Origin of the sequence: Paenibacillus sp. FSL E2-0178 (genome assembly GCF_038593005.1) — a bacterium.
Classification (GTDB): domain Bacteria; phylum Bacillota; class Bacilli; order Paenibacillales; family Paenibacillaceae; genus Paenibacillus_AQ; species Paenibacillus_AQ phytohabitans.
On sequence record NZ_CP151953.1, the window covers coordinates 2,916,116 to 2,941,377 of the forward strand.

General features: G+C 48.3%; 17 protein-coding genes and 2 pseudogenes. 6 read left to right on the forward strand and 13 right to left on the reverse strand.

The annotated features are described in order from the left end of the window. Positions 1 to 484: 484 nt before the first annotated feature. On the forward strand, positions 485 to 859 hold the full coding sequence (locus MHI42_RS12690; RefSeq protein ID WP_342424021.1) for a TetR family transcriptional regulator C-terminal domain-containing protein: 375 nt from the start codon (positions 485 to 487) through the stop codon (positions 857 to 859). Positions 860 to 995: 136 nt separating this feature from the next. Then, on the forward strand, positions 996 to 1,748 hold the full coding sequence (locus MHI42_RS12695) for an SDR family oxidoreductase (RefSeq protein ID WP_342424022.1): 753 nt from the start codon (positions 996 to 998) through the stop codon (positions 1,746 to 1,748). Positions 1,749 to 1,872: 124 nt separating this feature from the next. Here MHI42_RS12695 and MHI42_RS12700 read toward each other — a convergent pair. Then, a pseudogene (locus tag MHI42_RS12700) lies at positions 1,873 to 2,314 on the reverse strand (sigma-70 family RNA polymerase sigma factor); the annotation flags it as partial. A gap of 281 nt (positions 2,315 to 2,595) precedes the next feature. Between MHI42_RS12700 and MHI42_RS12705 the strand changes: the two are divergent. From MHI42_RS12705 to MHI42_RS12720, 4 genes and pseudogenes are all read left to right on the forward strand, one after another. Next, positions 2,596 to 3,561 carry a nitronate monooxygenase gene (locus tag MHI42_RS12705; RefSeq protein WP_342424023.1) on the forward strand — a complete coding sequence of 322 codons (966 nt, stop codon included), beginning with the start codon at positions 2,596 to 2,598 and terminating at the stop codon, positions 3,559 to 3,561. Between the two features lie 1,280 nt (positions 3,562 to 4,841). After that, positions 4,842 to 5,663, forward strand: a complete 822-nt coding sequence (locus tag MHI42_RS12710) for a hypothetical protein (RefSeq protein WP_342424024.1) — start codon at positions 4,842 to 4,844, stop codon at positions 5,661 to 5,663. A 125-nt stretch (positions 5,664 to 5,788) separates the two neighbouring features. Beyond that, a complete protein-coding gene (locus MHI42_RS12715; RefSeq protein ID WP_342424025.1) occupies positions 5,789 to 6,298 on the forward strand; it encodes a hypothetical protein in 510 nt (169 codons plus the stop codon). A gap of 457 nt (positions 6,299 to 6,755) precedes the next feature. Then, positions 6,756 to 6,921 (forward strand): annotated as a pseudogene (locus MHI42_RS12720) (IS3 family transposase); the annotation flags it as partial. Positions 6,922 to 7,278: 357 nt separating this feature from the next. Here the strand turns inward: MHI42_RS12720 and sigK are convergent. The 12 genes from sigK to MHI42_RS12780 all read right to left on the reverse strand — a co-directional run bounded on the left by sigK (position 7,279) and on the right by MHI42_RS12780 (position 25,038). Then, a complete protein-coding gene (sigK, locus tag MHI42_RS12725) occupies positions 7,279 to 7,830 on the reverse strand; it encodes an RNA polymerase sporulation sigma factor SigK (RefSeq protein ID WP_342424026.1) in 552 nt (183 codons plus the stop codon). A 400-nt stretch (positions 7,831 to 8,230) separates the two neighbouring features. Next, positions 8,231 to 8,869: a nitroreductase family protein gene (locus tag MHI42_RS12730; protein ID WP_342424027.1), complete on the reverse strand. Its 639-nt coding sequence runs from the start codon at positions 8,867 to 8,869 to the stop codon at positions 8,231 to 8,233. Between the two features lie 42 nt (positions 8,870 to 8,911). After that, positions 8,912 to 9,034: a hypothetical protein gene (locus MHI42_RS12735; protein ID WP_342424028.1), complete on the reverse strand. Its 123-nt coding sequence runs from the start codon at positions 9,032 to 9,034 to the stop codon at positions 8,912 to 8,914. 497 nt (positions 9,035 to 9,531) lie between these two features. After that, on the reverse strand, positions 9,532 to 11,427 hold the full coding sequence (locus tag MHI42_RS12740; RefSeq protein WP_342424029.1) for a beta-galactosidase family protein: 1,896 nt from the start codon (positions 11,425 to 11,427) through the stop codon (positions 9,532 to 9,534). A gap of 92 nt (positions 11,428 to 11,519) precedes the next feature. After that, complete coding sequence (locus MHI42_RS12745) at positions 11,520 to 12,911, reverse strand: extracellular solute-binding protein (protein WP_342424030.1); 1,392 nt, start codon at positions 12,909 to 12,911, stop codon at positions 11,520 to 11,522. 140 nt (positions 12,912 to 13,051) lie between these two features. Beyond that, positions 13,052 to 13,888: a carbohydrate ABC transporter permease gene (locus tag MHI42_RS12750; protein ID WP_342424031.1), complete on the reverse strand. Its 837-nt coding sequence runs from the start codon at positions 13,886 to 13,888 to the stop codon at positions 13,052 to 13,054. A gap of 19 nt (positions 13,889 to 13,907) precedes the next feature. Further along, the gene (locus tag MHI42_RS12755; RefSeq protein WP_342424032.1) at positions 13,908 to 14,846 is read right to left on the reverse strand and encodes a sugar ABC transporter permease; all 939 of its coding nucleotides are present in this window, start codon (positions 14,844 to 14,846) and stop codon (positions 13,908 to 13,910) included. 213 nt (positions 14,847 to 15,059) lie between these two features. After that, positions 15,060 to 16,655 (reverse strand): response regulator, encoded by a 1,596-nt coding sequence (locus MHI42_RS12760; RefSeq protein WP_342424033.1) that lies wholly within the window; start codon positions 16,653 to 16,655, stop codon positions 15,060 to 15,062. A 21-nt stretch (positions 16,656 to 16,676) separates the two neighbouring features. Further along, a complete protein-coding gene (locus MHI42_RS12765; RefSeq protein ID WP_342424034.1) occupies positions 16,677 to 18,371 on the reverse strand; it encodes a histidine kinase in 1,695 nt (564 codons plus the stop codon). A gap of 117 nt (positions 18,372 to 18,488) precedes the next feature. Beyond that, positions 18,489 to 18,803 carry a hypothetical protein gene (locus tag MHI42_RS12770; protein ID WP_342424035.1) on the reverse strand — a complete coding sequence of 105 codons (315 nt, stop codon included), beginning with the start codon at positions 18,801 to 18,803 and terminating at the stop codon, positions 18,489 to 18,491. Continuing rightward, positions 18,790 to 19,920, reverse strand: coding sequence for a glycoside hydrolase family 88 protein (locus tag MHI42_RS12775; protein WP_342424036.1), 1,131 nt, complete (start codon positions 19,918 to 19,920; stop codon positions 18,790 to 18,792). The genes MHI42_RS12770 and MHI42_RS12775 overlap by 14 nt, the downstream gene beginning before the upstream one ends. A gap of 192 nt (positions 19,921 to 20,112) precedes the next feature. Continuing rightward, positions 20,113 to 25,038 carry a polysaccharide lyase family 8 super-sandwich domain-containing protein gene (locus MHI42_RS12780; RefSeq protein ID WP_342424037.1) on the reverse strand — a complete coding sequence of 1,642 codons (4,926 nt, stop codon included), beginning with the start codon at positions 25,036 to 25,038 and terminating at the stop codon, positions 20,113 to 20,115. Positions 25,039 to 25,262: the final 224 nt, after the last annotated feature.

Sequence of the window (25,262 nt, forward strand, 5' to 3'; positions counted from 1 at the left end):
GGATCCGCAGCCGCCAAGGTGTACGTCGCTTTCGTGTAGCTAAATCCAAGTCGATGCAAGAGTAAAGACAGACCACGCAGACTAAAGGTTTTCCCAAATTCACGTTCAATATAGCGAGTGGCAAGTTTCAACGTCCAGGTGTAAAATGCCTAAAAGTAAAATGGCTATATATTTTAGTGACCATATAGAAGGGAAAGTAATCATAAAATGGAAACGATTTTCTTCACGGTGCAATCCGTAATGTACACATAAACCCCATTGCTGCGGGCTGCAGCTCAATTCAAAACAATACTTTACCGATCGTTCTCAATATGATAATATGAATTGCAGACAGGAGGTGGGGCAGCAAAAGGGCGTGAGAATGATTATGGCGAGAAGCAAAGAGTTTGAAATCAACGTGGTATTAAAGAAGCTTGTATGATACGTTCGGAGACAAACTTCAGTTATTTATGGATGTCTTGAACCGATATAATTCGACTTTGAATTGAAATATTACGAATCGCATTCATCGCTCAAATTCTGCAAAGAGGCTATCAGGCAGTTGTTTGAAATGATAGTCAGTTGTGAAGAGAATCAACCCAAGGGCTGTTTAACGGTAAATGCGGCCGTTGAACTGTCACTGCTGGATCCAGAAGTGGCAGTTAAAATTCATGAGCAGTTTTTTGCTTCAGAGCAATTGTTGTATGATTTGCTGGTGAGCGGTCAGAAAACGGGAGAAATCCCCGAACATTATGATGCTGTGAGCCTTTCCCTCTATCTGCATAATGCTTGGGTGGGATTGCGTGTAATGATTAAAACGACAGAAGACAAAGAAAAGCTGGAAAGCATTATTAATACAACTTTAGCAGTCCTGGGATAAATTTTTAACATAATTAGAATGATCGTTCTCGTTTCAAATCGAAAGCGGCATTAATTTTAGGTGTGATGCCAATCCTAAAATCATCAAGGCTAAGTCAAAGGACTGTATAAAATAAATCTTAAAGGAGAATTTAAAAATGACTATAAACATAGACGGCAAAGTTGCTTTTGTAACTGGAGGAAATCGTGGCATTGGATTGGAAACGGCACGTCAATTAGGTAAGCTTGGCGCCACTGTCGTTATTGGATCACGTGATTTGGAGAAAGGGAAGGTTGCTGCGGATACACTTCGTTCGGAGGGAATCCAAGCGGAGAGTATCAAATTGGACGTCAATCTAGCCGAAGACCTTCAAGTTGCCTACAATTTTTTTGAACAGCGGTACGGTAAGCTTGATATGTTGATTAATAATGCTGGGATACAGATAGAGATTGAAGATCTTGCACCCATTAATGAAACAAGCACCGTTTCGCCGGTCGTTATGCGTGAAACCTTCGATGCCAATTTCTTCAGCATGGTTGAATTAACTCAGCTACTGCTGCCGTTGATTCGCAAAGCGCCAGCCGGAAGAATTGTTAATGTATCCAGTGCGCTTGGATCGAATACACTCCATTCCGATCCCGCTGCTCAAATTTATGATGTCAAGCTTCTTGCTTACGATGCCTCGAAGGCGGCAATGAATACCTTTACGACCCATCTTGCACATGAGCTGAAGGATACACCAATCAAAGTGAATTCTGCTTACCCTGGTTGGGTGAAGACTCCACTGGGCGGAAAATACGCTGATATGGATCTTGAAGATGGCGGTAAGACAAGCGTAATGCTTGCCACGTTGCCTTCGGACGGACCGACAGGCAAGTTCTTTCATATGGATACAGAGCTGCCTTGGTAATACGGTAGTTAATAGAAAAACGTGTTAATACGGCGAGCGCTTTCCCAATATAACGGGAGAGCGCTCGCCTGATTAAAGGGAAAAATGATGTGAACTCATTTTGAAAGAAATAAGGTTTAACAGGTACATAACTCCGCGAGATCCCCAGATCCTTGGCAATCTCCCGCTGCGTCCGCTCTTCCCTGCCGGTGTCCGGCCGAAGCGGCCCACTACAACTTCCTTCTCCCGGTCATCCAGAATGTCAAGATTGCGGTAAATCTTGCTCTTCTCGATCTTGAGATCCACTTCCTTAACAATATCATCTGCATTGGAACCAAGGATATCGATTAGGGTGATCTCGTTACCTTCCTTGTCCGTCCCAATCGAATCATGTAGAGACACATCCTTGCGTTTTTTTCAGCGAACGGAGATGCATCAGAATTTCGTTTTCAATACAAGCGGGCCGCAAAAGTGGCGAGTTTCGTTCCTTTGTTAGGGCGATAACTCTCAATCGCTTTGATCAGCCCGATGGTGCCAATGGAGATCAGGTCCTCCCTATCTTCGCCGGTATTGTCGAATTTCTTGAGGTTATGGACACGATGCGATGTCAAAATCACTTTCTTGATAGAAAAGCGCTGATATAAGTATGAATATTTTACCGGATTAATGGCTCTTTTTTATTATTCGTTGTCCTTTTTTTATTAGTGACTTCGTTTCTTAAATTTTCACTTGATAACAACAACTTAAAGAAAACAGTTGAAAGACATGATATTTAACATAGTTTGAGCATGTTTACAGTCACATCCGGGAAAGACTTAACTGTGTTACGATATATCTTATTCCTTCAACTTGCGAAAGAGGTGTGTAATTGAAACTTCCAACAATCCAATTCGGACATATTAAATCGAGAGTTCCTGTTATTCAAGGTGGAATGGGTGTAGGCATATCCTTAAGTGGACTAGCCGCTGCTGTAGCCAATGCAGGCGGGATCGGCACCATCTCTGGTACAGGGATCACTGCTGAAGAGCTGAGAATGCATATTCGCAAAACAAGAGAACTCTCTAAAGGAATTGGCTATATCGGTGTGAATGTACTATTCGCAGTGAAGGACTTTGCCGAGAAAATGAAGGTTGCTTTAGAAGAAAAGGTTGACTTTATTATTTCCGGAGCCGGAATTTCTAGAGATATTTATGCTTGGGGTAGAGAATATGGTACTCCTGTCGTAACTATTGTTTCATCCGCCAAATTAGCCCGAATTTCCGAAAGACTTGGTGCCTCCGCAGTCGTTGTGGAAGGGTTCGAAGCCGGGGGACATTTAGGTACAGACAGACCCATGTTTGATATCCTTCCTGAAGTCTTAGAGGCCGTTTCGATTCCGGTTATTGCTGCGGGTGGAATTCTGACAGGGGATGATATCGCAAAAGCCCTTCGGATTGGCGCATCTGGTGTTCAAATGGGTACCCGTTTTGTGGCAAGCCATGAGTGTGATGCTCCCTTAGCCTTCAAGCAAAGATATGTAGATGCTCAGCAAGGAGATACTGTCCTAATCAAGTCTACTGTGGGTCTAGAAGGAAGAGCGATTCGAAATGAATTTACGGACCGGATCAGTAATGATGCCAAATTAAAGATAGCCAAATGCTATGATTGTCTAAAGGTCTGTTCACATCGCTTCTGTACAATGGAATCCCTGCTTACTTCCCTTAGAGGAGATGTTAAGAACGGATTGGTTTTTGCCGGGTCCAGAGTTCATGAGATTAAAGAGATTTTGTCCGTACAGCAGATTATCGACAATTTAATGAATGAGTACCAAGGGGCATTGAACCCGACAATTTAAGGTTATCCTAAGATTCAAAAGCGCGATTAACCACTTAAGCAAGGATTTTCGAGCATAAGTGGTTTTTATACTTTACTCTTTTCAGGATGCCCGTTATTGATTTTTGTCCCGGTCACCCGTTAACCGGATCAATTTAGCAAGATCCTCCGTAAGATTCGTCATTATACAAACACCTCATTTTCCACTTATAGCTCGAGTTTACCGCAGTACAATGTAATTTATATCACCCTAAGCACTATGCATAAATGTATAAATAAACTGCAGGATTGAGACACTTAATGTCTCATCCTTACAGACTATCACCCTAAATTTCCAGTTCTCCGCTTCGCCTTATAAAACTCATGAAACAACATAATGAGCGCCCTTTTCTCTATCCGCGACACATATTGCTCTAACAATCAACAGATATTAGAGCTGAAAATATTAGCATGATACATAATATCTGCTCTTTTTAAAACGAATCATTATAATACCATTACCACTTAAAAATTAATTGAAAAATGGCTAATAAGCTCCAATGATAATTACAAAACTAAAAAAACGCATAAAAATGCAGCCTTCTTTACTATATTCTTTTTTGATGGCTTGATTAACTCCTTTATAGAAATTCTGAAGAATACAATTCCAGCAATCTACCAAATTATATCCATCCTCATACACCTCATTTATGTAATAAGGCTCGGATTATATCACCTAAATTCGGATATTATTACAACTTATATTTAATTAAAGTTTCATAACTATCTACGATTGTTGATGCTAAATCTGCAGCATCGCCTAACCTGGCTAATACACCAGCCGCTGCAGCATGTGCAGGGTCTCCAGCCGCGTACTCAAGCCCAGAAATTGTTCCACTAATGGCTCCTCATTCTATAGCAGACAAGTAAATGCTCATCATTTACAGCAGCCTTTACACCATTTATTATTGCTCCTGATGCAATATCTACTGCAGCAGCTGCTAAAACAACTTGAGAAATTCTACACTCGGATCCTCTTACATTAAGCTGATTATTTTCCACATAAATATACCGATTTTGACTATCCGGATGATTCAGTCTGCCTTCCTAGGTGTCTTCTGTAATAAATCCCATTCTAGCAAAAACAAAACTATAACCCAATTATTCTAAGAAAATAATAACAAATACAAAATTAGATAATTATTTACTTTATGATCCAATTTATGATATTGTAGGGAGGAAAATGTTTTAAAATACATAGAGAGGAAATAATGACATTATATCTTCTAGACTATTTTATTAAATTATACGGGAGGCACATTTATGAAGAATACTATTAAAAAATCTTTTTTATTAATGAGTGCTGCAACACTTCTAGCCGGAACAACAAGTCTTACACAAGTGGGGGCGCAAAGTTCCACGGCATCCACTTTTAATAGTGATATCTCGGTAAATCAATTGACCAGCTTCCAAGCTCAACAAAATTTAACAGATAATATTAATGAGATTGATGAATACATGGAAACTCAAGGAACATCCGTTTTAAATGAACTTGTTAAAGGGAAGGAAAGACTTGAAAGGGATTTTGAGAATGAAACTGATGAAACTGAAAAAGGTAAATTGACAGATTTAATTGCGGGTTATGCTGCGAATATCACTGAATATGAAAATTATATTTCCCAACAAAATTCGAGTAGAGGTGAATTTTCGACTACCGGGGTGAATGACTCCGTGCTGTCGCCTGCTGTAACTTCAATAATTGCATTTTTCAATGCGAAAGGCTACCTGTTGGCTTCTGAATTACTAACTTATGCCAAACAAACTTCAAATGGTGGTTCCTACAGTCCATACTATAAAAGTCAGGCAAATGGAACTGCCGAATTAGCAAGACTTAGAACTACTCAATCCACTGGATCTGGTAGTGGAGCTTTTGCAAAAGGGTCTAGCACTAAAGACAATGATTTATACTATGCTATTCACAATTATAATTACAAATGGAATAATGGAACCGTGAGTATTACGGATAGATATGATTATGCGGTTAACGCTGACTATGAAGGTATAGCTGGAACTGCTGTAAATACAATGTGGCTTGCTCAATCAAAGGGAGTTATTGTTCCCTTTCTTGTAGTAATGAATTTCTAGTTATCTGTAAATAATATCAAATAGAATTTTACTCATGCACAATCAGTTTGTCAGATGATTGGGCATGAGTTGTTTTACTTAGGTTCTTAACCCTGCTCTCAACTATCAAATAAAGGATATGAAACATGATGAAAAACACAAGAATAATTATTAGTGGATTCGTTGTTTTTATAATTTTATTAGCAGTGTTTTATAGAGGTATTTTTGACAACAATAAAGAAATAGAATTTTTCAACGATAGGTTTGGAATACAGTTACCCAAAGAAAGCGAGATTATACTTAGTAAAAAATCATATGGTGCAATGGGGGATGGATATCGGGTATATATCTATCAAGTCTCTTCTGAGAGTATGAAAATGATAGCACAAAAAGGTCGCGAGAATCATTGGTCCGAACTACCGCTACCTTCGGATTTCTCGGCTGCATTTTTCAAGAAGATTGAGGAAATTACCGATGAGACGACATCCAAATTATTACCATTCGATGCTGACCAGGGATACTTTACGATAAGAAATAACCAAACAAATACTTCAATTTCTAGGACTGATGTATCATATTCCAGCTTTGACAACATGATGATGGGGATAATAAATCTTCAAAATAATAGAATTTATTTATTGTCGTATAACTTGTGAGCGGAATTTTGATATTTGCTATAATTTTTGTCTTTAATACTACGCCAATTAAAGACACGATGAACTCATTTTTTTGAGTTATATAGCAATTGTATTATTGAGTGAGCCATAGATGACTATATGAAATTACCATGAAATCATATTTGGTTGGGAATTTTTGATTTATTTAATAGAAGACTCAAGGTGACTTAACATCTTAAACCTTTTTATATGAAATAATTTTACCTAAACAAATCCCCCACCAAACTTGGGACTGATCCCATATCATGAAACAAATCAAAATACCTTCAAGAGAATGGAACCTTGTTGTAAGATAAACGGGTTCAGCGGATTATGGTGAGGATGAAGAAACGAAAGACTACGGAGCAACCGACACTACCTGTGGAATATCTGCTAAAACGGCAATTTTATGTAGCGGCCCCGATGTAAAAACTGCTTGCCGTTTGGTGGCAAGATGCTGTATCTTTCAAGTATTTTGGATCTGTCTGTACAACGGAGAGATCATCGCTTACAGTATAGCGTACAGGCAGGATACGTCTTTAGTGTTGGATACGCTAGACCAGCTTCCAAAGCGGAAAAACATGCTGCTCCAAAGCAACCAGGACAGCGTTGTTAGTCTATGGGGTACCAGAGCCTGTCAAAGGAAAAAGCAATACCCTGAGCATGTCCCGTAAAATTTGCATACTGGAATTTAATTATAACTTCTCTGAACACCACTTCGCTATCTGCACTCTTTCCTTCTCATAAATCTTTACAAGCTGATTTAACACAAATTTTTTCCAACCCCATCCTCCGTCAGGAAAAACTGTTTTTGAAATGATATATTTCTCTCTGATATGGACCTTGATACTTTTCGTGTTTTTCATACGTATGTAAAAATTGAACATGGAGATCATATATTTCTTTGTAGCTCATTGTAGTAATTTCTCCTGCGTATTTAAAATAAAAGCAACTCATCCGAAGACAAGTTGCTTTCAAGGTTACCGCTTCGCCTTATAAAACTCATGATACAGCTTCATGAGTGCCCTTTTCTCTATACGCGACACATAACTCCGCGAGATTCCCAGATCCTTCGCAATCTCCCGCTGCGTCCGCTCTTCCCCGCCTGTATCCAGCCCGAAGCGGCCAACTACGGCTTCCTTCTCGCGTTCATCGAGAATATCCAGGTTACGGTAAATCTTGCTTTTCTCGATTTTAAGGTCAACTTCCTTGATCACATCATCTGCCTCAGATCCGAGAATATCAATCAGCGTAATCTCGTTCCCTTCCTTGTCTGTCCCAATCGGATCGTGCAGGGACACGTCTTTCCGGGTCTTTTTCAGCGAGCGAAGATGCATCAGGATTTCGTTTTCAATACAGCGGGCGGCAAAAGTCGCCAGCTTTGTCCCCTTATTAGGGCGGTAGCTTTCAATTGCTTTAATCAATCCAATCGTACCGATGGAGATAAGGTCCTCCATGTCTTCGCCGGTGTTGTCGAATTTTTTGAGGTTGTGGACACGACACGATGTCATTTTGAACTTACCTTCTTCCATACCTCTTTTCGAAAATGAGACGTCTGCCTGCTGCTAGAAGAAGATAAAGTATTAGACTCGGAAAATATAGTTGTAGACTGGCATGCCAACGACAGCAACCAGTTGCTAAGTGTTCGTACTCCTGGTTCTTCCAGCTTAGCGGAGGGCAGGCTACAGCGGTTCCATACACCTGATTGCTTTCGGACAAAGCCGGAAGGACGAACCGCACTGGCACGGCTACAATCTAATACTTTATTTTTTTGTTTTCATGAATTTACGGAATTAAATCGTGTGGTCCACTTCCTCCAAGACAGACTCCTCGACCGGATGGTGAGAAAGTTGAGTCTATTATAAATAAAAATGCTTCCCGCCATCCACGAAGTTAAGGTGACGGGGAGCATTTTATTTTATTTGTGATTAGTTATTTCCACTCTGTAATTCCGCTGACCGGCAGACGGACAGACGGACGGGCTTCTGAAGCTGCCTTGCCGATTGAAATAATCAAAACCGGAACGTATCGTTCCGGATCCAATTCCAATAATACTGCAATTTTCTCTTTGTTGAAGCCAGACATAGGATTAGTAGCAAAACCGCGAGCGTGCGCTGTAAGCATCAACTGCATGGAGACAAGTCCGCTATCAAGAATTACAGACTCTCTTTTTTCATCAATTGAATATCGATTATATAAAGGAACAATTGTAGCAAGCATCTTATCTTTCATTTCCAGTGAGATATAGCCGTGTTCAGCTGTTTCCGTATAAATTTCTTCAGCACGATCAACAAACGTAAGATCACCAAACACTGCGATAACTGCTGATGAAGTATTAATTTGTGAAGAATTGAAGGGTGCAATTTCAAGCAGCTCTTCTTTGCCCTTTTCACTTTCAATAACAACAAAGCGCCAAGGCTGCAAATTGAATGCTGATGGAGCCAGAGTAGCCTCCTCAAGTATTTCTATAATTTCTTCCCGGCTGATTTTATAATCCGGATTGTATTTTTTCACCGCACGACGGCCATGTATAACCTCACTAAAATCCTTTACCTGATTGACTGTGTTCATTCTCTTTTTCCTTCTTTCCATCGACTGATAAAGTTATTTTAATCATTGTTTATTCACCGCAAGCAGCTGATCAATGATTCCGTTCAAAGCAGCTTTTTTCTCCAGATATTCTTGTTCGCTACAGGTAAAAACACCACGATCCAGCCAAAATACAGCACCGACCATAAGGAATTCTGCTTTCCTCCTGTCCAATTTCCCCCTGCACAGAAAAATTGTTTTTCTCCTGTGCAGAGGTTTGTTGGAGTTAGAAATTGAACTCTAATACTTAACACCAATACGGGCAAAAAAAGAGACATTAAGAACACACCGGTCGTGTTTTCTTAATGTCTCCTGGTTTTGACCCATTTCTTACTGCCGGAGCAGTACCTGAATCCCTGCTAAAAATGAATCGCAGTTAGATAAAGCAATGCATGAGAGCAAATAAAAACAACCCCGGAGGATATCCAGGGTTTTGCTATAGTTCCTTTACTTTCTTTAAATTCCCTTCAGCTAATGCGTTTTCCAGTTCAGTAATGTACTTAGTTAGCCGAAGGCTTATTTCCGTCCGCATCAGATCCCGGGTCATTCCAAATCTATCTTGGTATTCCCGGCCCTCTTCTGCTGTTATTGCCATAGCATAATACACTCTCTTCTGTACTACAGATGAGCTTAACTGTCTTCCGTCACCCGTTCAACTCTTCCTGCACAAAATTCAGCACCCGCTTATCCACCGCCGCCTCCTCACCAAGATCGGGTACATCAGTGAGCATTATTGACCGGTCGCCGGCAGGTCCGTGCAGTTCCAGAAGCACAATTTCGTTCCGCCCTTCGCGGAGCAGCGGTCCCGGTATGTACAGGGCGCGCTGCGGACCGGCGTTCCAGTAACGGCCAAGATTGAAGCCGTTGATCCAGGCTACGCCTTTAGTCCAGCCATCAAACCGCAGGAACGTATCTGCTGTAGTCTCCGCCTCGAAATAACCCCGGTAGAAAGCTGGCTGGCCCTCCGGCAGCAATGCCGGATCATCCGTTTCGATGCCTGCATCTTGCTTAACAGCTTCTGAAGCGCCCAGCGGTTTCACTCCCCCCACGCACTGTCCGCCGCTGACAATATAACTTACGCTGCCCAGTACTTCCGGCTCCATCGACAGCGGGTAGATTGTCCAGTTGGACTGGAACTGGTTGTCGATCAGCACTCCTTCGGTAATTCCTTTAGAGTCACGGAGCCAAGGCCCGTAATTGACCCGGCCCATATTCTCGACTAGGATATCCAGCCGCGCCCCCTCCGGAGGCACGGTCAAGTCGAGCGGAGCCGGATTCCAGCGTTCCACCACGCCAAGCAGTTTGCCGTTCAGGAAGACCTGGGCGCGGTCCCGCACCTCGCGTATGTGCAGCTTCTGGCCGCTCCGCGGTCCCTTGATCATCGTGGAGTACAGGATGAAGCCATAGGCCTGATCCAGCTTCTCCATCGGCTGAATAGTGACTGATTCTACCGGACCGGTACATAAGCTGTCCAACTGATTAAGCAGATCGCCCGACTCAGCCAGTTCTACCCGCCCATACGCCTGTTTGGGAAGAGGCGCCGGCAGCTCGCAGCCTTCGGCAATGCCGTGCTTCCCGAGCACCTGCCGGATTGCCTTATATTTGTCTGTAATGTCGCCCCATTCGGTCAGCGGCGCATCGTAATCATAACTGGTTGCAGTCGGTTCATATCCTTCGCCATGATTGGCTCCGCTGTAGAAGCCGAAATTGGTTCCGCCATGGAACATATAGAGATTCACCGAGGAGCCCTGCTCCAGCATCTCATCCAGTACCTGGGCAACATCCTCCGCTTCCCGGACGTGATGCGGCTTCATCCAGTGGTCAAACCAGCCCAGCCAATATTCCATCACCATGAGCGGCTCATCTTTCCGATACTCCCGGTATTTCCCGAAGGATTCGGCGACACGCGAACCGAAATTGACGGTAGCGTGCAGCCCCTCCACGGTGCCGCCGATCAGCATCTCATCGGTAGGCCCATCCGAGGTGAACAGTAGACAGTCCACCCCGCGCGAAACCAGTCCGTCCCGCATGTATTCGAGATAGGCCGTATCATTGCCGTAGCTCCCGTATTCGTTCTCTACCTGCACCGCTATGATCGGCCCCCCGTTCGTGCTGAGCAGCGGCACAAGCATGGGGACCAGCACATCGTAATAGCGGTCTACCTTCTCCAGATAGTCAGGGTCACAGCAGCGCAGCGCCATTCCGGATTTCAGCAGCCAGGCAGGCAGTCCGCCGAACTCCCATTCCGCGCAGATGTACGGACTCGGGCGGACAATCACCTGCAGTCCGAGCTCCCCAGCCATTCTGATAAACCCAATCACATCCGCCATTCCGTCAAAGCAGAAGCCCCCTTCCTCCGGCTCATGAAAATTCCAAGGGATATACGTTTCCACCGTATTGAACCCGCAGGCCTTCAATTTCATCAGCCTGTCGGCCCAGTACTCCGGAACAATCCGGAAATAATGCAGCGCCCCGGACAATATCCGGTGGTCCCGGCCATCCAGCAGGTATTTATGATCCTTCCACTCCAATCGGCTCAAGCTTGCCGCCTCCATTCTACAGCAGGAACAAGAAAGCTCCGGAGCGGCCGGCAGGCGGTCTCCGAAGCTCTTGTTCTCCGTTATCTTTATAGTTATTTGCTTTCCTTCTCATTGATAATTTTGGTAGCTTCGTCAACCATCCATTTTTGCACATCATCAATGGATGCGTTGCTGAGCATAAACTTGCTGAATCCGTCATCGATCACCTTCGTCAATTCCGAGGTGGAGACGGTAATTACGCTGGAAGCGTCCAGATACTGGATATCGTCGCCAAACAGTGTGTTTTGCAGGGATTCAACATCATACAGCGTCTTATCATCGCCGATCAGACGGTCAAGTACAGCCTGATTGTCGGCTTTTTTCCAGCCGGAGAATTCAGTTCTGGATTCCGAATCTGTGGTAGACATGTAGCGCATCAGCTTAAAGGCTGCTTCCTTATGCTTGGAGGTTGAGCCCATCACAATCTGGTTGCCGCTGGTGAAGTATTTGCCACCTTCGTAATTCTTCGGTTCAGCACCCGCCGGAGGCAGCGGAACCGGAGCGTATGCGGTAGTGAAGCTGTGCGGATATTGTTCCTGGTTGCCGGAGTCCGGAATTGTCCAGCTGCCGGTCAGCACCATTGCCGCTTCCTCATTGAAGAATTCGGTCCGGTAATTGAGCTTGGCCGCCAGAACATCGGCATAAGGCTTGGCCGACTGGTCAACAATCTCCATATCTTTGCGTAGCTGGAAGAAGTACTTGTATGTCGGGTCCGAGAAGATCGTCGAACCGTCATCATACCGGAACGGGTCCTTCATTACTGTCTGCGCCGGGGCATTCATGTACAGCTCCCAGGTATGGAAGTAGGTTCCGTAACGCTTGTCTACCCCTTCACCTTTGGTCAGCTTTTTAGCGTAATCACGGTAGTCATCCCAGGTCCAGCCATAGGTTGGCACCGGCAGTCCGGCTTCGTCCAGGGCATCCTTGTTCAGAAGGACATAGTTAAAGCTGGAGGTAAGCTGCATGCCGTAGTACTGGTCGTCAACCTTTGGATTGACATAATATTCATCTTCCGGAACCAGACCTTCCTGCTTATAGAATTCGTTAAGCGGCGACAGGGCACCTCTTGTTGCTCGTTCATATACCGCACCCAGGTTCGGCAGCGCAACTACATCAACTGCTTCACCGGAGGAGATCAGAAAGTCCAGCTTCTTCAGCATTTCAACGGAATCTCCCGGTACAAGCACCACATGCTCAACCATGATATCCGGATTCTGCTTCATAAAATCAGCCAGCATGGCGTCGGTGGCCGCTGTCTGCGCTTCATTATCCCAGTTATAATACTTGATCGATACCGGTTCTGAACTGGACCCCGTATTGGCTGAGCCGGCATTTGAGCCCTCCTGCGAATTGGCTGAATTGCTGCCACACCCGCTAAGCGCAATTGCGCCGGTTAGCAATAAGGTTAGTGCCGCCGACCATTTGCGTTTTGACATTTGTTTCATCCTCTTTTCCCCCTTGACCATAAATGGATGCTACTGCTCTTGTGCTACCTCAGTATACCGGGCCGCAGAAATCGCCAAGTGTATAATTTTGAGGTGGAACGAGGACATTTTTTACCTTCTTCGTTAGCCTCTGTTTCGGTTTAGCCCTTAACCCCGCCAAGGGCAATCCCGTTGATTACCTGTTTCTGCATGACGATAAAGACTACCAGGAGCGGTATGATCGCCGACAAGGCAGCCATCATCATGATCGCGTAGTTATTCGTATAATCGTCGCGGAAGAGCGTAATCCCCAGCGGAATGGTATACAGCTTCTTGCTCATCAGGAAGATCAGCGGATTCTGGTAATCGTTCCAGGTCCAAATGAATTTGATGATGGCCACTGTCGCCAGCACCGGCTTGCACAGCGGAATCATAATGGAAGCGAAGGTCCGCAGATGCCCGGCACCATCAATCCGTGCAGCCTCAATGTATTCATCGCTGATGTCCATCATAAATTGGCGGAGCAAAAAGGTAAAATAAATCGAGAACATGCTCATCAGGATAATCGCCGCATGGGTATCATACAGCCCGAGCCAGCGGATGATCATGAAACGCGGAATCAGCGTCGCTTGATCAGGAATGATCATAAAGGATAACAGCGCCAGGAAGACCAGATTGCGTCCCCGGAAATGCAGCTTCGTCAGGCCGTAGGCTGACATGGAGGAAATAATGAGCGTGAGCAGCGTTGTAATGATCGCTACCTTTAAAGAATTGAAGTAGAAATCATAGAACGGCACCCGGCCCATCCACACTGCCTTGAAATTATAAATAACATTAATATTATCGGGAATCCACTGGATCGGAAACCGCATAACATCCTTTTCATATTTAAAAGCTGCAGAGACCATCCAGATCAGCGGGACAAGGAAAACTATAGACACAGCCCCCATCACCAAGGTCAGAATTGATTTGGAAATATTCTTGCTTATCTGTTGCATGCTTAACCCCTCCTTTATCCTAGGCGTGTTCATTTCGCAGCTTCCAGGTCGCGGCTGTAATTACACCGATGATCGCGAACAGAAGCCAGGAAATGGCCGAGGCATAGCCCATATCATAGTTGCGGAAGCCCTCTTCATAAATGCGGTAGACGAGCACCGTGGACGAATTGTTCGGCCCCCCCTCGGTCAGGTAGGATATAATATCGAATACCTTGAAGGAGCCGATCAGCATCGTAATGAGCAGAAAAAAGGTAGTCGGGCGCAGCAGCGGAACTGTAATCCGCAGGAATTTCTTGATTGGCGTCGCACCGTCGATATCGGCAGCTTCATAGATTTCACTGGAAATGTTGGTCAAGCCTGCCGTATAGATAATGATGGTGTACCCCAGACTCGCCCAGGTACTGATGATCGCGATAGACAATAGCGAGGTGTGCGGATCTACGAGCCATTTCGGCGGGGAGTCGATACCCAACTGCATCAGGAACTGGTTAACCGGACCAAGCGACGGATGCAGCAATGCGCTCCAGACAGCCGCGATGGCAATAATCGAAGAGATGTAAGGAATAAAGAATACCACCTTGAAATAACTCTTCAGGAACACACTATTGTTGATAATGACCGCCAGCACCAGCGCGATGGCAATCGGAACCGGCACGGTCATAAGCGTATAGAGCAGGTTGTTCTTCAGAGCTTCCAGGATGGCAGGGTCCCGGAACAGCTCGGTGTAATTCCCCAGCCCGATCCACTCAATGCCGGACATACCGGACAGCATATCCCATTTCGAGAAGCTTAAGTATAACGAAAAACCAAGCGCGAACACATTCAGAAGCAACATCCCGATAATTTCGGGGGTCAAGAACAGCCAGCCGACCAGCGCTTCCTTCCGTTTCGGCGTCCAGAATTTTTGAGCCGCAGCCCCGGTTTGGCCTGGGTAGGCAGCCTTTTTTACAGCTTCCACTTCGATCACCTCTAACATGTTTGTTGAGTTTATCATAAGGGAATAGCAGGGATGGTAAGGGCCGGATTCTGACCGGTAACAGGTAAGATTTTGACCTATTTAACAGAAGAGAAAATGGGGTTAAGTCCCCAGACATATACTTTCTGGTATGTAAAAAGCCGCGCATATCTGCGCGGTACTGTACAATCGACGGAGTTCCGGCGACTGAAGCCATCAGGGGGTGCGCCGCAGTTGCTTCTTCTGCTTGTATTCGCTCGGGGTGACTCCGATATATTTTTTGAACACTTTGGAGAAGTAGGCCCTGTCCGAATAACCGAGCCCCATCGCCAGCACCTCCAGGGTCTGCCCTGAATTCTTAAGCATATTGGCTGCGATTTTCATTTTGTACTGATGTACATAATCGGTGAAGCTGAGACCGGTCAGCCGTTTGAAATAGCGGGAGAAATAGCTTGGATTCAGGTACAGATACTGCGCGATATCAATGGAAGTAATATTTTCCCTCAGATGCTGGTCGATAAACGCCTGAATTACCTGCAGCCTCGACTCGCTCGCGGTAACTAGGCCGGAGGGCATCCACTCCTCCCTTACAAGCTGCTCCAGCCGCCCAAAGGCAAGTCCCAGCGCATCCTCCAGCGTTCGGGATTCGCCGAGATAGTAATAGATATCCTCATCGGGCTTCCGCCGGGCGAACAGCATCTCTGCACCGCGCATCAGCTGAACCAGCTCCTCGATCCACTCGCCAGGGTCAACCTTCCGGTTCTGGGCTTCACGCCCGAAATGCTCCAGCACCTGGCGGATGCCTTCAATCTCTTTTTCGAGAATGGCCTGCTCCAGCCTGTTGCGGAACGGATCGGCAAAGCCCTGCGGCGCAGGATAGAACATGTTCTCCAGCAGGTGGCTGCAAGGCGCCATAAGCAGCTGGTCCCGGCTGTAGAACTCAGGCCTGCCCAGCCTGATCTGCTGATACACTGCACCTACGGCCTGCAGGACCAGCCGGTCTGCCGCCGCCACAATCTGCAGTGTCAGCTTCAGATAAGCGGAACACTGGTGAATCAGCTCCTCCATGTAAGAATGAAGATAGGCCGCATCGTTCCCGGCCAGATTATATCGGTAATTATACAGAATAATGAACTGCTCCTGTTCGATAAAAGGAGTAATCCCTTCGTAGGCCTCCGCAATTTCCAGCGCAATATTGTACACCGCATAACGGATAAGCGGCAGATTGCTCCGGTTGTAAAACGGTTCATAGGCGCAGTAGCGGATATTGACAATGCCCATCATAAACCACGAGTAGTTCCAGGATATCCCCAGCCTGGCGGCATGCGGACGGGCCTGCTCCAGATCGGCATCGTTCATGATCATCTGCAGAAGCGCACGTCTCAGCAGACCGCCGCTGTATGGCGTACCTTCCAATTGGCTGTCTCCGGCTCCGAATTTCAGGTGGGACACCGACTTACGGAGACTCTCCTCCAGCTGTTCTGAAGATAGCTTATCCTTAAGCAAATAATCATCGGCATCGAGCTTGATGGCCGCCTGGGCATAGTGAAAGTCCTCATGACAGGTCAGAAAAATAATTCTCACCTCAGGCTTAATCGCCGTGAACTCAGCTGCCAGCTCAATCCCTGATTTCTTGGGCAGTCCGATGTCTGTGATCACGATGTCCGGCAGTGTTTCCCTGAACATGTGAAGCGCCTTCGCGCTGGAATAAGTACTACCAACCACATGCAGGTCCAGCTCTTCCCACTTAATCATCTGCTGCAGTACCTTCAGCATTGGAATATCGTCGTCGATCAGCATGACTCTATGCATAGTAATAACCTCCTGTGATCTTTAACGGTCCGGTACCGGAATACTAAGGACAGCCGAAATGCCGCCCTGATCATTCACACACAGCTTCATTGCCGCATCCGGGCCAAAGGTCAGACGCAGCCGCTGAATCACATTCCGCAAACCCACCCTCTGGTAAGTAGCATACTCTTCCGATTCCGGATCATTCAGTTGGCGGTTCAGCGCCAGGAGCTCTTCCTTCTCCATCCCCCAGCCATTATCTTCGATTACAATGGTGACGGTTCCCTGTTCCTGGGACGCCGTTAAGGCAATCCGCGGATCCTCACGGTCTACCAGCCCGTGGATAATGGCATTCTCCACAAGCGGTTGAAGAACCAGCTTCGGAACAACGAACTTCTCCAGCTCCGGCGCCAGCGTGAACTCCAGCTGCAGCTCCATTTCATTGCGCACATTCATAATATCGGCATAGTATCCGAGCAGCCGGCCTTCCTCTTCCAGCGTGGAAGGCTCACTGACCTTCAGGTATGCACGGAGCAGGCCCATCAGTGAATCGATAACTCCGCTGTGCATCTGATCGCTATTCAGGATCAGACTGCATTTAATTGAATTCAGCGTATTGATCAGAAAATGCGGCCGGATTTGCATAAACAGGGCCTCGAGCTCGATTACCCGCTTCTGCTCCTGTTCCTGCTCAATATTCGCTATCAGCACCTCGATTTCATCCAGCATCAGGTTGAAGGAGGCGCCTAGCTCCGCGATATCATCCTTGCCGACGATATCCAGCCGCATGTCGCGGTTGCCCATCGTGAATTGGCGGGCCACCCGCTGCAGCTTCCGGATCGGGCTATGCAGTCTCTTGGCGAAGAAGAGCGAGATGACTGAGAACAGCAGGGTGAAGATCAGCACCAGACCCATCCCAGTATAAAAAGCCCGCGAGATCTGCCCCGTCAGCGATTCCTCAGACGTTTCATAGACGAGCGTCCAGTCCGTCTTGTCCAGCACCGCTTCCAGCCGGCGCTTCGAGTCCGGTGTGTTCTCCGGATGCTGTGCCACATCCGGGTCGCCGGCGAGCCGTGTCCCTCCGCTGTCAAACAAGGCGGGCGAGCCGAACTCCACCCGGCCGAGCAGCTGCTCGAAATAAGAGGTCTTAATGCCGATCAGCAGCACTGACGTATAGGGCTGTTTGGTTCCGCCGCCGATGACTCTGGCAATATAATAGGTTCCCTCATCATCCGTTTCATCCTTTAGCAGTCCGAGCCATTGCAGCACGGCAGGCCGGGTAGGGTCAACCCCAGCCATTAGCTGGTCCAGCCGCCCGCTCATCGCCGTTAGATTCTCCGAATCCGGCGAAATGACGAACCCCGCCCGGTTGACCAGATACATTCGGATGCTGTTGTTGAGCGGCTTAGAGGTAATCAGCGAGAAGCTGTCCTTGATTTTCGTAAACCGGGTATAGTCCGTATATGTGTTAATCCGCCCGGTATCGGCGAAATTATCCAGTGAAGCCCGGAGGCCGGTATCGTTTACAATATAATGCGAGGCAAAGGTCACATCATCAATGGTCCGTTCAATCTCACCGACGATGACATTCAGCATGTTACTGTTGCTCAGCTGGAACTTCTCGATCATGTTCTGCTTGAGCAGGGTGTACGAGAAGACAGAGATCGCAAGAATCGGCAAAATAATGAACAGCAGAAACGACAGCTGAATTCTCCGGTAGTAGGTAAGTTTATGCATGCACCGCGCCTCTTTCATTTCGGATCATTTTTATCTATTGTAACAGTTCCCGGCAGAGGATGGACATCCCAAGAAGGTTCCCAGACTTCAGGAAATTTCAGATATTAATTTTACTACTTAATAACCCGTACCTTGCGGCACGCTCCATATCCCATGGAAACCGGAACAGAAAGGTCTGCTCCAGCAGTTGATCAGCCGTACGTAGCACCAGCGCCAGCTCTTCCGGGCAGTTCTCCCGGACGTACGCCGAGACAACATCCCGGTCGGCTGGATCAGGAAAGCCACAAGCTCCGCGAATGCCTCGCTGCGGCGGTCAAGCAAGACTGCTTCCTTCACCCGCTCTAGGCCGGGGTGATTCAGGTTCAACAGCATCAGCACAGATTCCATTGACGGCAAATCCGCTGCTGCAGGAGCTCCGCTATCTGCGCTCATACCAGTAGCCCCCGATCCCTTTTTCCAGCCTCATCAGTGCTTCCAGATAGAAATAATCCCCCCAGATCATGTACTCGTCGGGCGCCTGACTGCCGCGGACATGATAAGACCCATGCTTCAGCAGCCCTTCCGCCTGGCTGTCACCGATTGTGGCATAATGCCGGACCAGCGATTGCATCGAGCGGATAAGCCCTCTGCGGTAATAGGCATATCCGGGTTCTGCTTCATCTAAATGGGACAGCAGTTCATGCAGTCCTGCGGCGGCGATGGCGGATGCCGAGCTGTCACGGTAGGGATTCACTGCATCCTGCGGCAGATTGAAATCCCAGTAAGCGACCCCGTCCTCCGGCAGATGCTCCAGGAAATACCGGGCCATCCGTTTGGAGGTCTCCAGGAACAGCGGATCGCCGGTGTAGCGGTAGGACAGCGCAAAGCCGTATATCCCCCAGGCCTGCCCTCTCGTCCAGGTCGATCCGTTGGTGTATCCCTGATGGGTCGCGCCGCCGATAGGTTCTCCGGTCTCTTGATTGAAGAAAAAGGTATGGTACGAGCTGTCGTCACCCCTAACCAGATAACGTCTGCTTTTGTTTGCCTGAATTTCCGCTGCCGCCTTGTACGCCGGATTGCCGGTCTTCTCCGAGGCCCAGTAAAGCAACGGCAGATTGAGCAGACAGTCAATAATAATCCGCCCGCCTTCTACCGGATCGCCCTCCCGGCCCCAGGCCTGAAAGTAAGCGGCGTGCTCCCGCCAGCGGTTCATCAGCCGATCCGCCGCCAGCAGCGTCAACTCTTTTGCCTCTGTATTGCCTTCTACGATCCACTGCGCTTTAGAGGACAGGGAATACAGGAATCCAATATCATGGTGGTCGAGCACGATCCCTTGCCCCATTCTGCTGCGGAAACTGTCCACTGTCCGTCTGGCTGCGTCACGAAGCCGCCCGTCCCCCGAATATTCATAGCCAAGCCATAACATCCCGCTCCAAAATCCGTTAGTCCAGTCATCGTTCTCAATCAGCGAATACTTCAGCCCGTTGCCCACATGCGGATAGCGGTCCCCGAACCGTCCGATATTGCGCTGTATTTTGGCTACAGCATCCTCAATTGCCTTGTTCCACATACTGTTTATCTCCCTTTCTCTGCGCTGTGTTTGCCCTTATCGTACGAGAATCGGGCAACTGCAAAGGAGATAACTTTTGCCAGGAGTGTGTATAATTTTGACTTCTTTTCATCTTTCTTTATGGCTATATCAAAAAGCATCCCCCGGCGGTATTACTCCGCTGGAGGATGCCCTACTGGCTATTGTCTGCGGTTAAAGCTGCAGCAGCTGCAGTATATTCATCAGAACCTGTACCGCTTCTGCACGCGTAGTCTGTGCCTGCGGCTGGAACTTCTGCCCGTAGCCCTCCATCAAACCAAGCTCCAGAGCAGCCATAACTCCATCTAAGGCATAAGGGGACACGCTGGCGGTATCGCTTAAGGTAAGTGGCGGATTTTGTCCGGCGGCAGATTGCGCGCCCTGCCTCACAGCCAATCGAACCGCAATGACGGCCATATCCTCACGGGTGAGTGGCCCATTCGGATTAAACAAGCCTGCGGAAGAGCCGGTGATGATCCCGGCTTCCCGAGCGCCAATCACGGCACCGGCATACCATGCCTCCGGGGAGACATCGGTGAATCCGGCGCTTGCTCCCTCAGCCTCTGGTAACACCGCCCGTGCAAGCATAGCCACGAATTCGGCACGGGTTACTGGCGCACCCGGAGCAAAGGAGACATCCGATTGCCCTTCTACGATATGCCGTCCGGCCAGTACCTGGACTGAACGGAATGCCCAATGCACGGCAGGCAGATCCTCATAGCTTTTGGCATATTCCAGTAAAGCATACGTTCCGGGAAGATTCACGGCCACAATGTGCGAATCCTCACCGCGTACAGCGGTTCGGCCGGTATAGTGCCAGTCCCCCTGTGCTTGATCAATCGTATACACACCCAGCAGTTCACGGTCCAGTCCGGACGCCGCGTCCAGTTCAAAACGTACTAGGAACGGCTCTGCAAGCGTTACACTGTATTCCTTCGTTCCGCTTGAATCTGCAGTGGAAATGCCAAATTTCAGCATGCTGCCGGCGCGCAGCTGCAGACCGGGCCGGCTTGAAGCGGCTGCAAAGTCAGCCATTTCACTGATGCCTGCCGGCTCCAGGGTTAGCATAATGGCTGCACTGTCGGAAGTATTAGCCTGCACCTCTGCAAGCAGGGCAGGAGTAATCCGAATGGACACAGTCCCATCCTTCATAATGTCCAGCAGGCGGTTTCCCAGCAATGCTCCGGCTCCAACCGGGAGTACTACCTTCGTTTCATTGTCCCTGAGGCAGATGGCAACGATATCACCAGAAGCATTTTTAAGCGTATCTGATTTAATGGTAACTACAGAAGCAGCCTCCTGCCCGCTGGCAGGCGTTATAGGTGCGGTTAAACCGCTATCTGTACCTCTGCCCGAACTGTTGCCTCCCCCGGTGTTGTTGCCGGATGTTGCCTTCGTCGTCACCTGCAGACTATTGCTTTCTGCCAGATGCCCTACGCTGTCTGCTACCTTCACACTGAAAACGTATTTAGTCGAAGGCAGCAGCCCTTCTATTATCTGACTATAGACGGATGCTGAGACATTTTGCACCCAATCTCCGTCTTGATAGAGACTGTATCCCATTACTCCAACATTATCTGTAGAAGGGCTCCAGTCAAGCACGATACCAATATCCGTAAGCGACGAATAGCTTAGGACAGGAGCGCTTGGCGGAGTATCGTCGCGGGTTGTCACCGCAAGCTCCTGGCTTGGCCCCACTTGGCGGCCGTTCGCATCAAGACCGGTTACTGAGAACAGGTAGACTGTAGCCGGAAGTAGCCCTTCCACTGACGCGCCATATGTGCTCCCGCTCACAGTCTGATAGATGGCATCGCTGACGCTCACACCATCCTTGGTAATTTCAAAGCCTGCGATCCCCTGGATTCCGGCCGGAACCGACCACGTCAGCTCAACAGAGGTTTCTGTCTGTACTGGGGAGAGAAGCGATGATACTGGAGCATTTTTCTTAAAAACAATCTCATGGGTCGCCCCCAAAGCGCCCTGCGTATTAATCTTCAGCTGGATGAATGGAGCACTCTTGCTTACAGTTACCGTGTTGTCTAAGCTTACCAGTGACAGCCCGGCACGCTGCAGATCCAGTGTAATTTCTGACTGCCGCTGCGAGGGATCGGAAACTGCGATAATCAGACTATCCTCTGTTTCTTTCATAACAACGGAAGCAGGATTTGCGGAACGTAGATTGCCCACTGTGCCCGGATTCCAGAAATTCAATGCTGTCAGGCCAAGTTTCCGCTCTTTGACTGCATGAATATCCTCTGTGTTCACGAGCACCTCAATATCGGGATTGTCGCTGTAGGCCTGTGTAGCCTCCGCACTCTGCTCAGGCAGCAGCACGTACGAATAAGAGGCATCTGCCGGAGCATCCCCGTGTTCCAACGCTAGGCTGAGGTAGTTGCGGGTAAGCGGAGTATCCGGCTGTGTCGCATTAATCTCCTTCCAACTGGCTGTCCTCAATTCACGCAGCGCGTGCACATCAGGCGAATCCGGGAAATAGTACCCCGTACCGGTTCCAGGGGTGTTGCTGTTGAGATATGCCCAGTGCACCCCGGCTTCCGTCTCCGACCATCCGTTATCCTCTGGTTTCGCGATACCATCAATAAGGAGCAGGTTGTCTCCGGCATCGTTTAGCATCCGGTTCTCAACAATGGTCTCGACCGGACCCGGCCCGGCGCCGGAACTGCTGATGCCGGAGCCCAGGGCCACGATTTCATTATCGAACATGAACCATGACTTCTTACCCTTCAGGTCGCTTCCCGTCACCTTGGCCAGCGAGAAATCCATGCCTGCCGCGCCATACTCGCCCTCAAGGCTTACACCACCGACCCAGGAGCCAGTATTCATATAGGAGGCCCACTCTCCGGGAACCTGATTCTGCCCCGAGCCGTCTGTGGTTGTCCCCGGCAGACGGAAGGCATCGACGGTCGGCCAGAAGTCTTTACGGTACAGGCCTGAATCGCTGTCGTACAGATAGGTCATGCCGATACCTGTGTACCAGCCCTTGAGATTCTCGTTATTGCCCTTCTCGAATGCCGAGATGCGGTCCGAGAAAAGGCTTAGCCCGAAGCCGAAGCTATCCCGCAGATGAACTACACGGTCCATTCCGGCAAATACCTGATTCTTCACCAGGCTGCTCCTCGGTTCAATGGTATCATCGTTCATCAGTTGTTTGATGATCGTAATATCGCTCAGAGCCAGTTCTGTATAATAATTAGCGTAGGTCGTATCCTTGGCAATCCATTCCTTGGCCATTCTACGGATGTAGACGGCCACCTCTTCCGGAGCTGATTCCGCCATCCGCAGCAATGTGATAATCGTGCTGCGTGCACTGCCGCTGCCGCTCCGGGAAATTCCCCGGCCGTTAACCATGTCCATGAACTGGCCGTTATAGATAATTGGCTGAAAGCTCTGACTGATCCAGTCATATACATTCAGTACGTTCGGATCAACAATCGGCCAGGGCGAACCGGACAGCAGATAAGACAGGTCTGCCGTCCCCTTCAGCCAAACGGAACCGTAACCCCCGGTGTAGGCGATATTGTTGTGCTGGACAAGCGAACCATCCTTGTATATACCGTCCCCTTTTGTAGCATAGACATATTCAGAGCCGATGGAATCTCTGCCCAGCAGGATTTTGGCGCTGTTCTTACCGATAATCCCGCGCACTGTCACCACAAAGGCCTTATCCAGCAGATTGGCCCCGGTCATTTTGACTCCGCTTACGCCAAGTACAGAGCCTACCTTCGGATTGGGCGAAAATTTATCGATTGCCGACAAATACCGGTCAATTTGCACCTGGGACAGCTCATCATACATGAGTACAATCACATCATTCAGCGTCTGTGGCGATCCGATCTCCCAGTCCCACCAGTTGTTGTATGCACTCTTGCTGCTGTTGTAGCGGTTCGTGTACATCCAGTCCAGCGCACCGATAATGTCAACGGCAAGCTTTCTGTTCCCGGACAATTCACTTCCAGGCACCGAATAAGCCAGCACCAGTGTTTTGAGCTGTGTATATGCGGTCGTGATCTGGCTGGAATCGGTTGTACTGGCCAGATTACTCCACAGATAGCTGCGTCCAGAGGAAAGGTTCATTGAATCCCATAAGGCAGACGCCTTTTGCGCCTGTGTGCTGATGGCAGCAGCGATATCTGGATCGTTAACGTCATAGTCGCCGCCGGTCAGCCGTGCGTACCATTTTTGCCGCAGCTCTTCGTAAGCCTGAATGTCACTGGAAGATTCCACATTCACCAGACACTCCGCCGAAACGGTCCCGTCCGCCGTAGAGACTCTGATTGTTACAGTCCCGGTTTCCTTACCGGTGATTCGCCCGTTAGGATCAACATCTGCTACCTGCGGGTTGCTGGAGGTCCAGACCAGTGTCTTGTCGGTTGCTGTAGAGGGCGTCAGAGCCGGAGACAAGGCCACCGTATCCCCAACTTCCATAGAGAACGCCGTCCGGTCCAGTGTAATGCCTGTTAAGCCGGAGTATTCCTCCAGAACGAGATTGTCAAACCAGACCTTACCCGTACCCGTCTCAAGAAATGGCTCTACCGTCAATTTAGTAGCGCTATCAGGAACGGTCAGCACCACCTGCTGCCGAGTCCAGTCCCGGGTTCCGGTAAGCTTGGCCGTTGCCGGACCGTCCCCCACCTTAGCTGTATTATAGAATTGCGTCCTAAAATATGCGCCTTGCCCGGCTACGCCATCCGTCTTCATCCACATCGACAGCCGGTATGATTTGCCGGGGAGCACTGATGTCACTGCCTGATTGACAGATACCCTGCTCGTAGTAAAAGCATCAAATAACAAGGACTGATTCCCCTCATAGGCTTGCTGTGTATCTATTTTGACTGTTGTGGTCTTGTTCGGCTCCTTACCGCTTCCGGTTGGAATCCATACACTCCAGTTCACCGGAATAGGTTGTGCTACGCCCACCCAGGCGCCGGTCACTGCTGAGGTTGTTTGTTCAAAGCTGCCGTTTTGCATCAGATTGAACGCTGTGGCCTCCGCTTTTCCGGCTCCCAGACCAACTGTTCCGATCGCTGCAACCCAAAGATCAGCCGCCATAGCGATCGTGAGCATCAGACTGATTTTCCGCATTCTGTCACCCCGCTATTTGATTTAGGTATAAAAGCTTCAAGTCCGATCGTAGCGCCGCTGCCCGGCCTGCCCCTCCTCTTTTGCTCGTCTAGCGGACTTAGCTGAATCTTACCTGCTTCATCCTCGCGGAACGTGAATAATTTTGACCATGTGCGTATAATTTTCTTACCTCATCTGTATAATCCTTATGCAGCAGTGGGGAGAAGGTCAGTAGTTGATCTAAC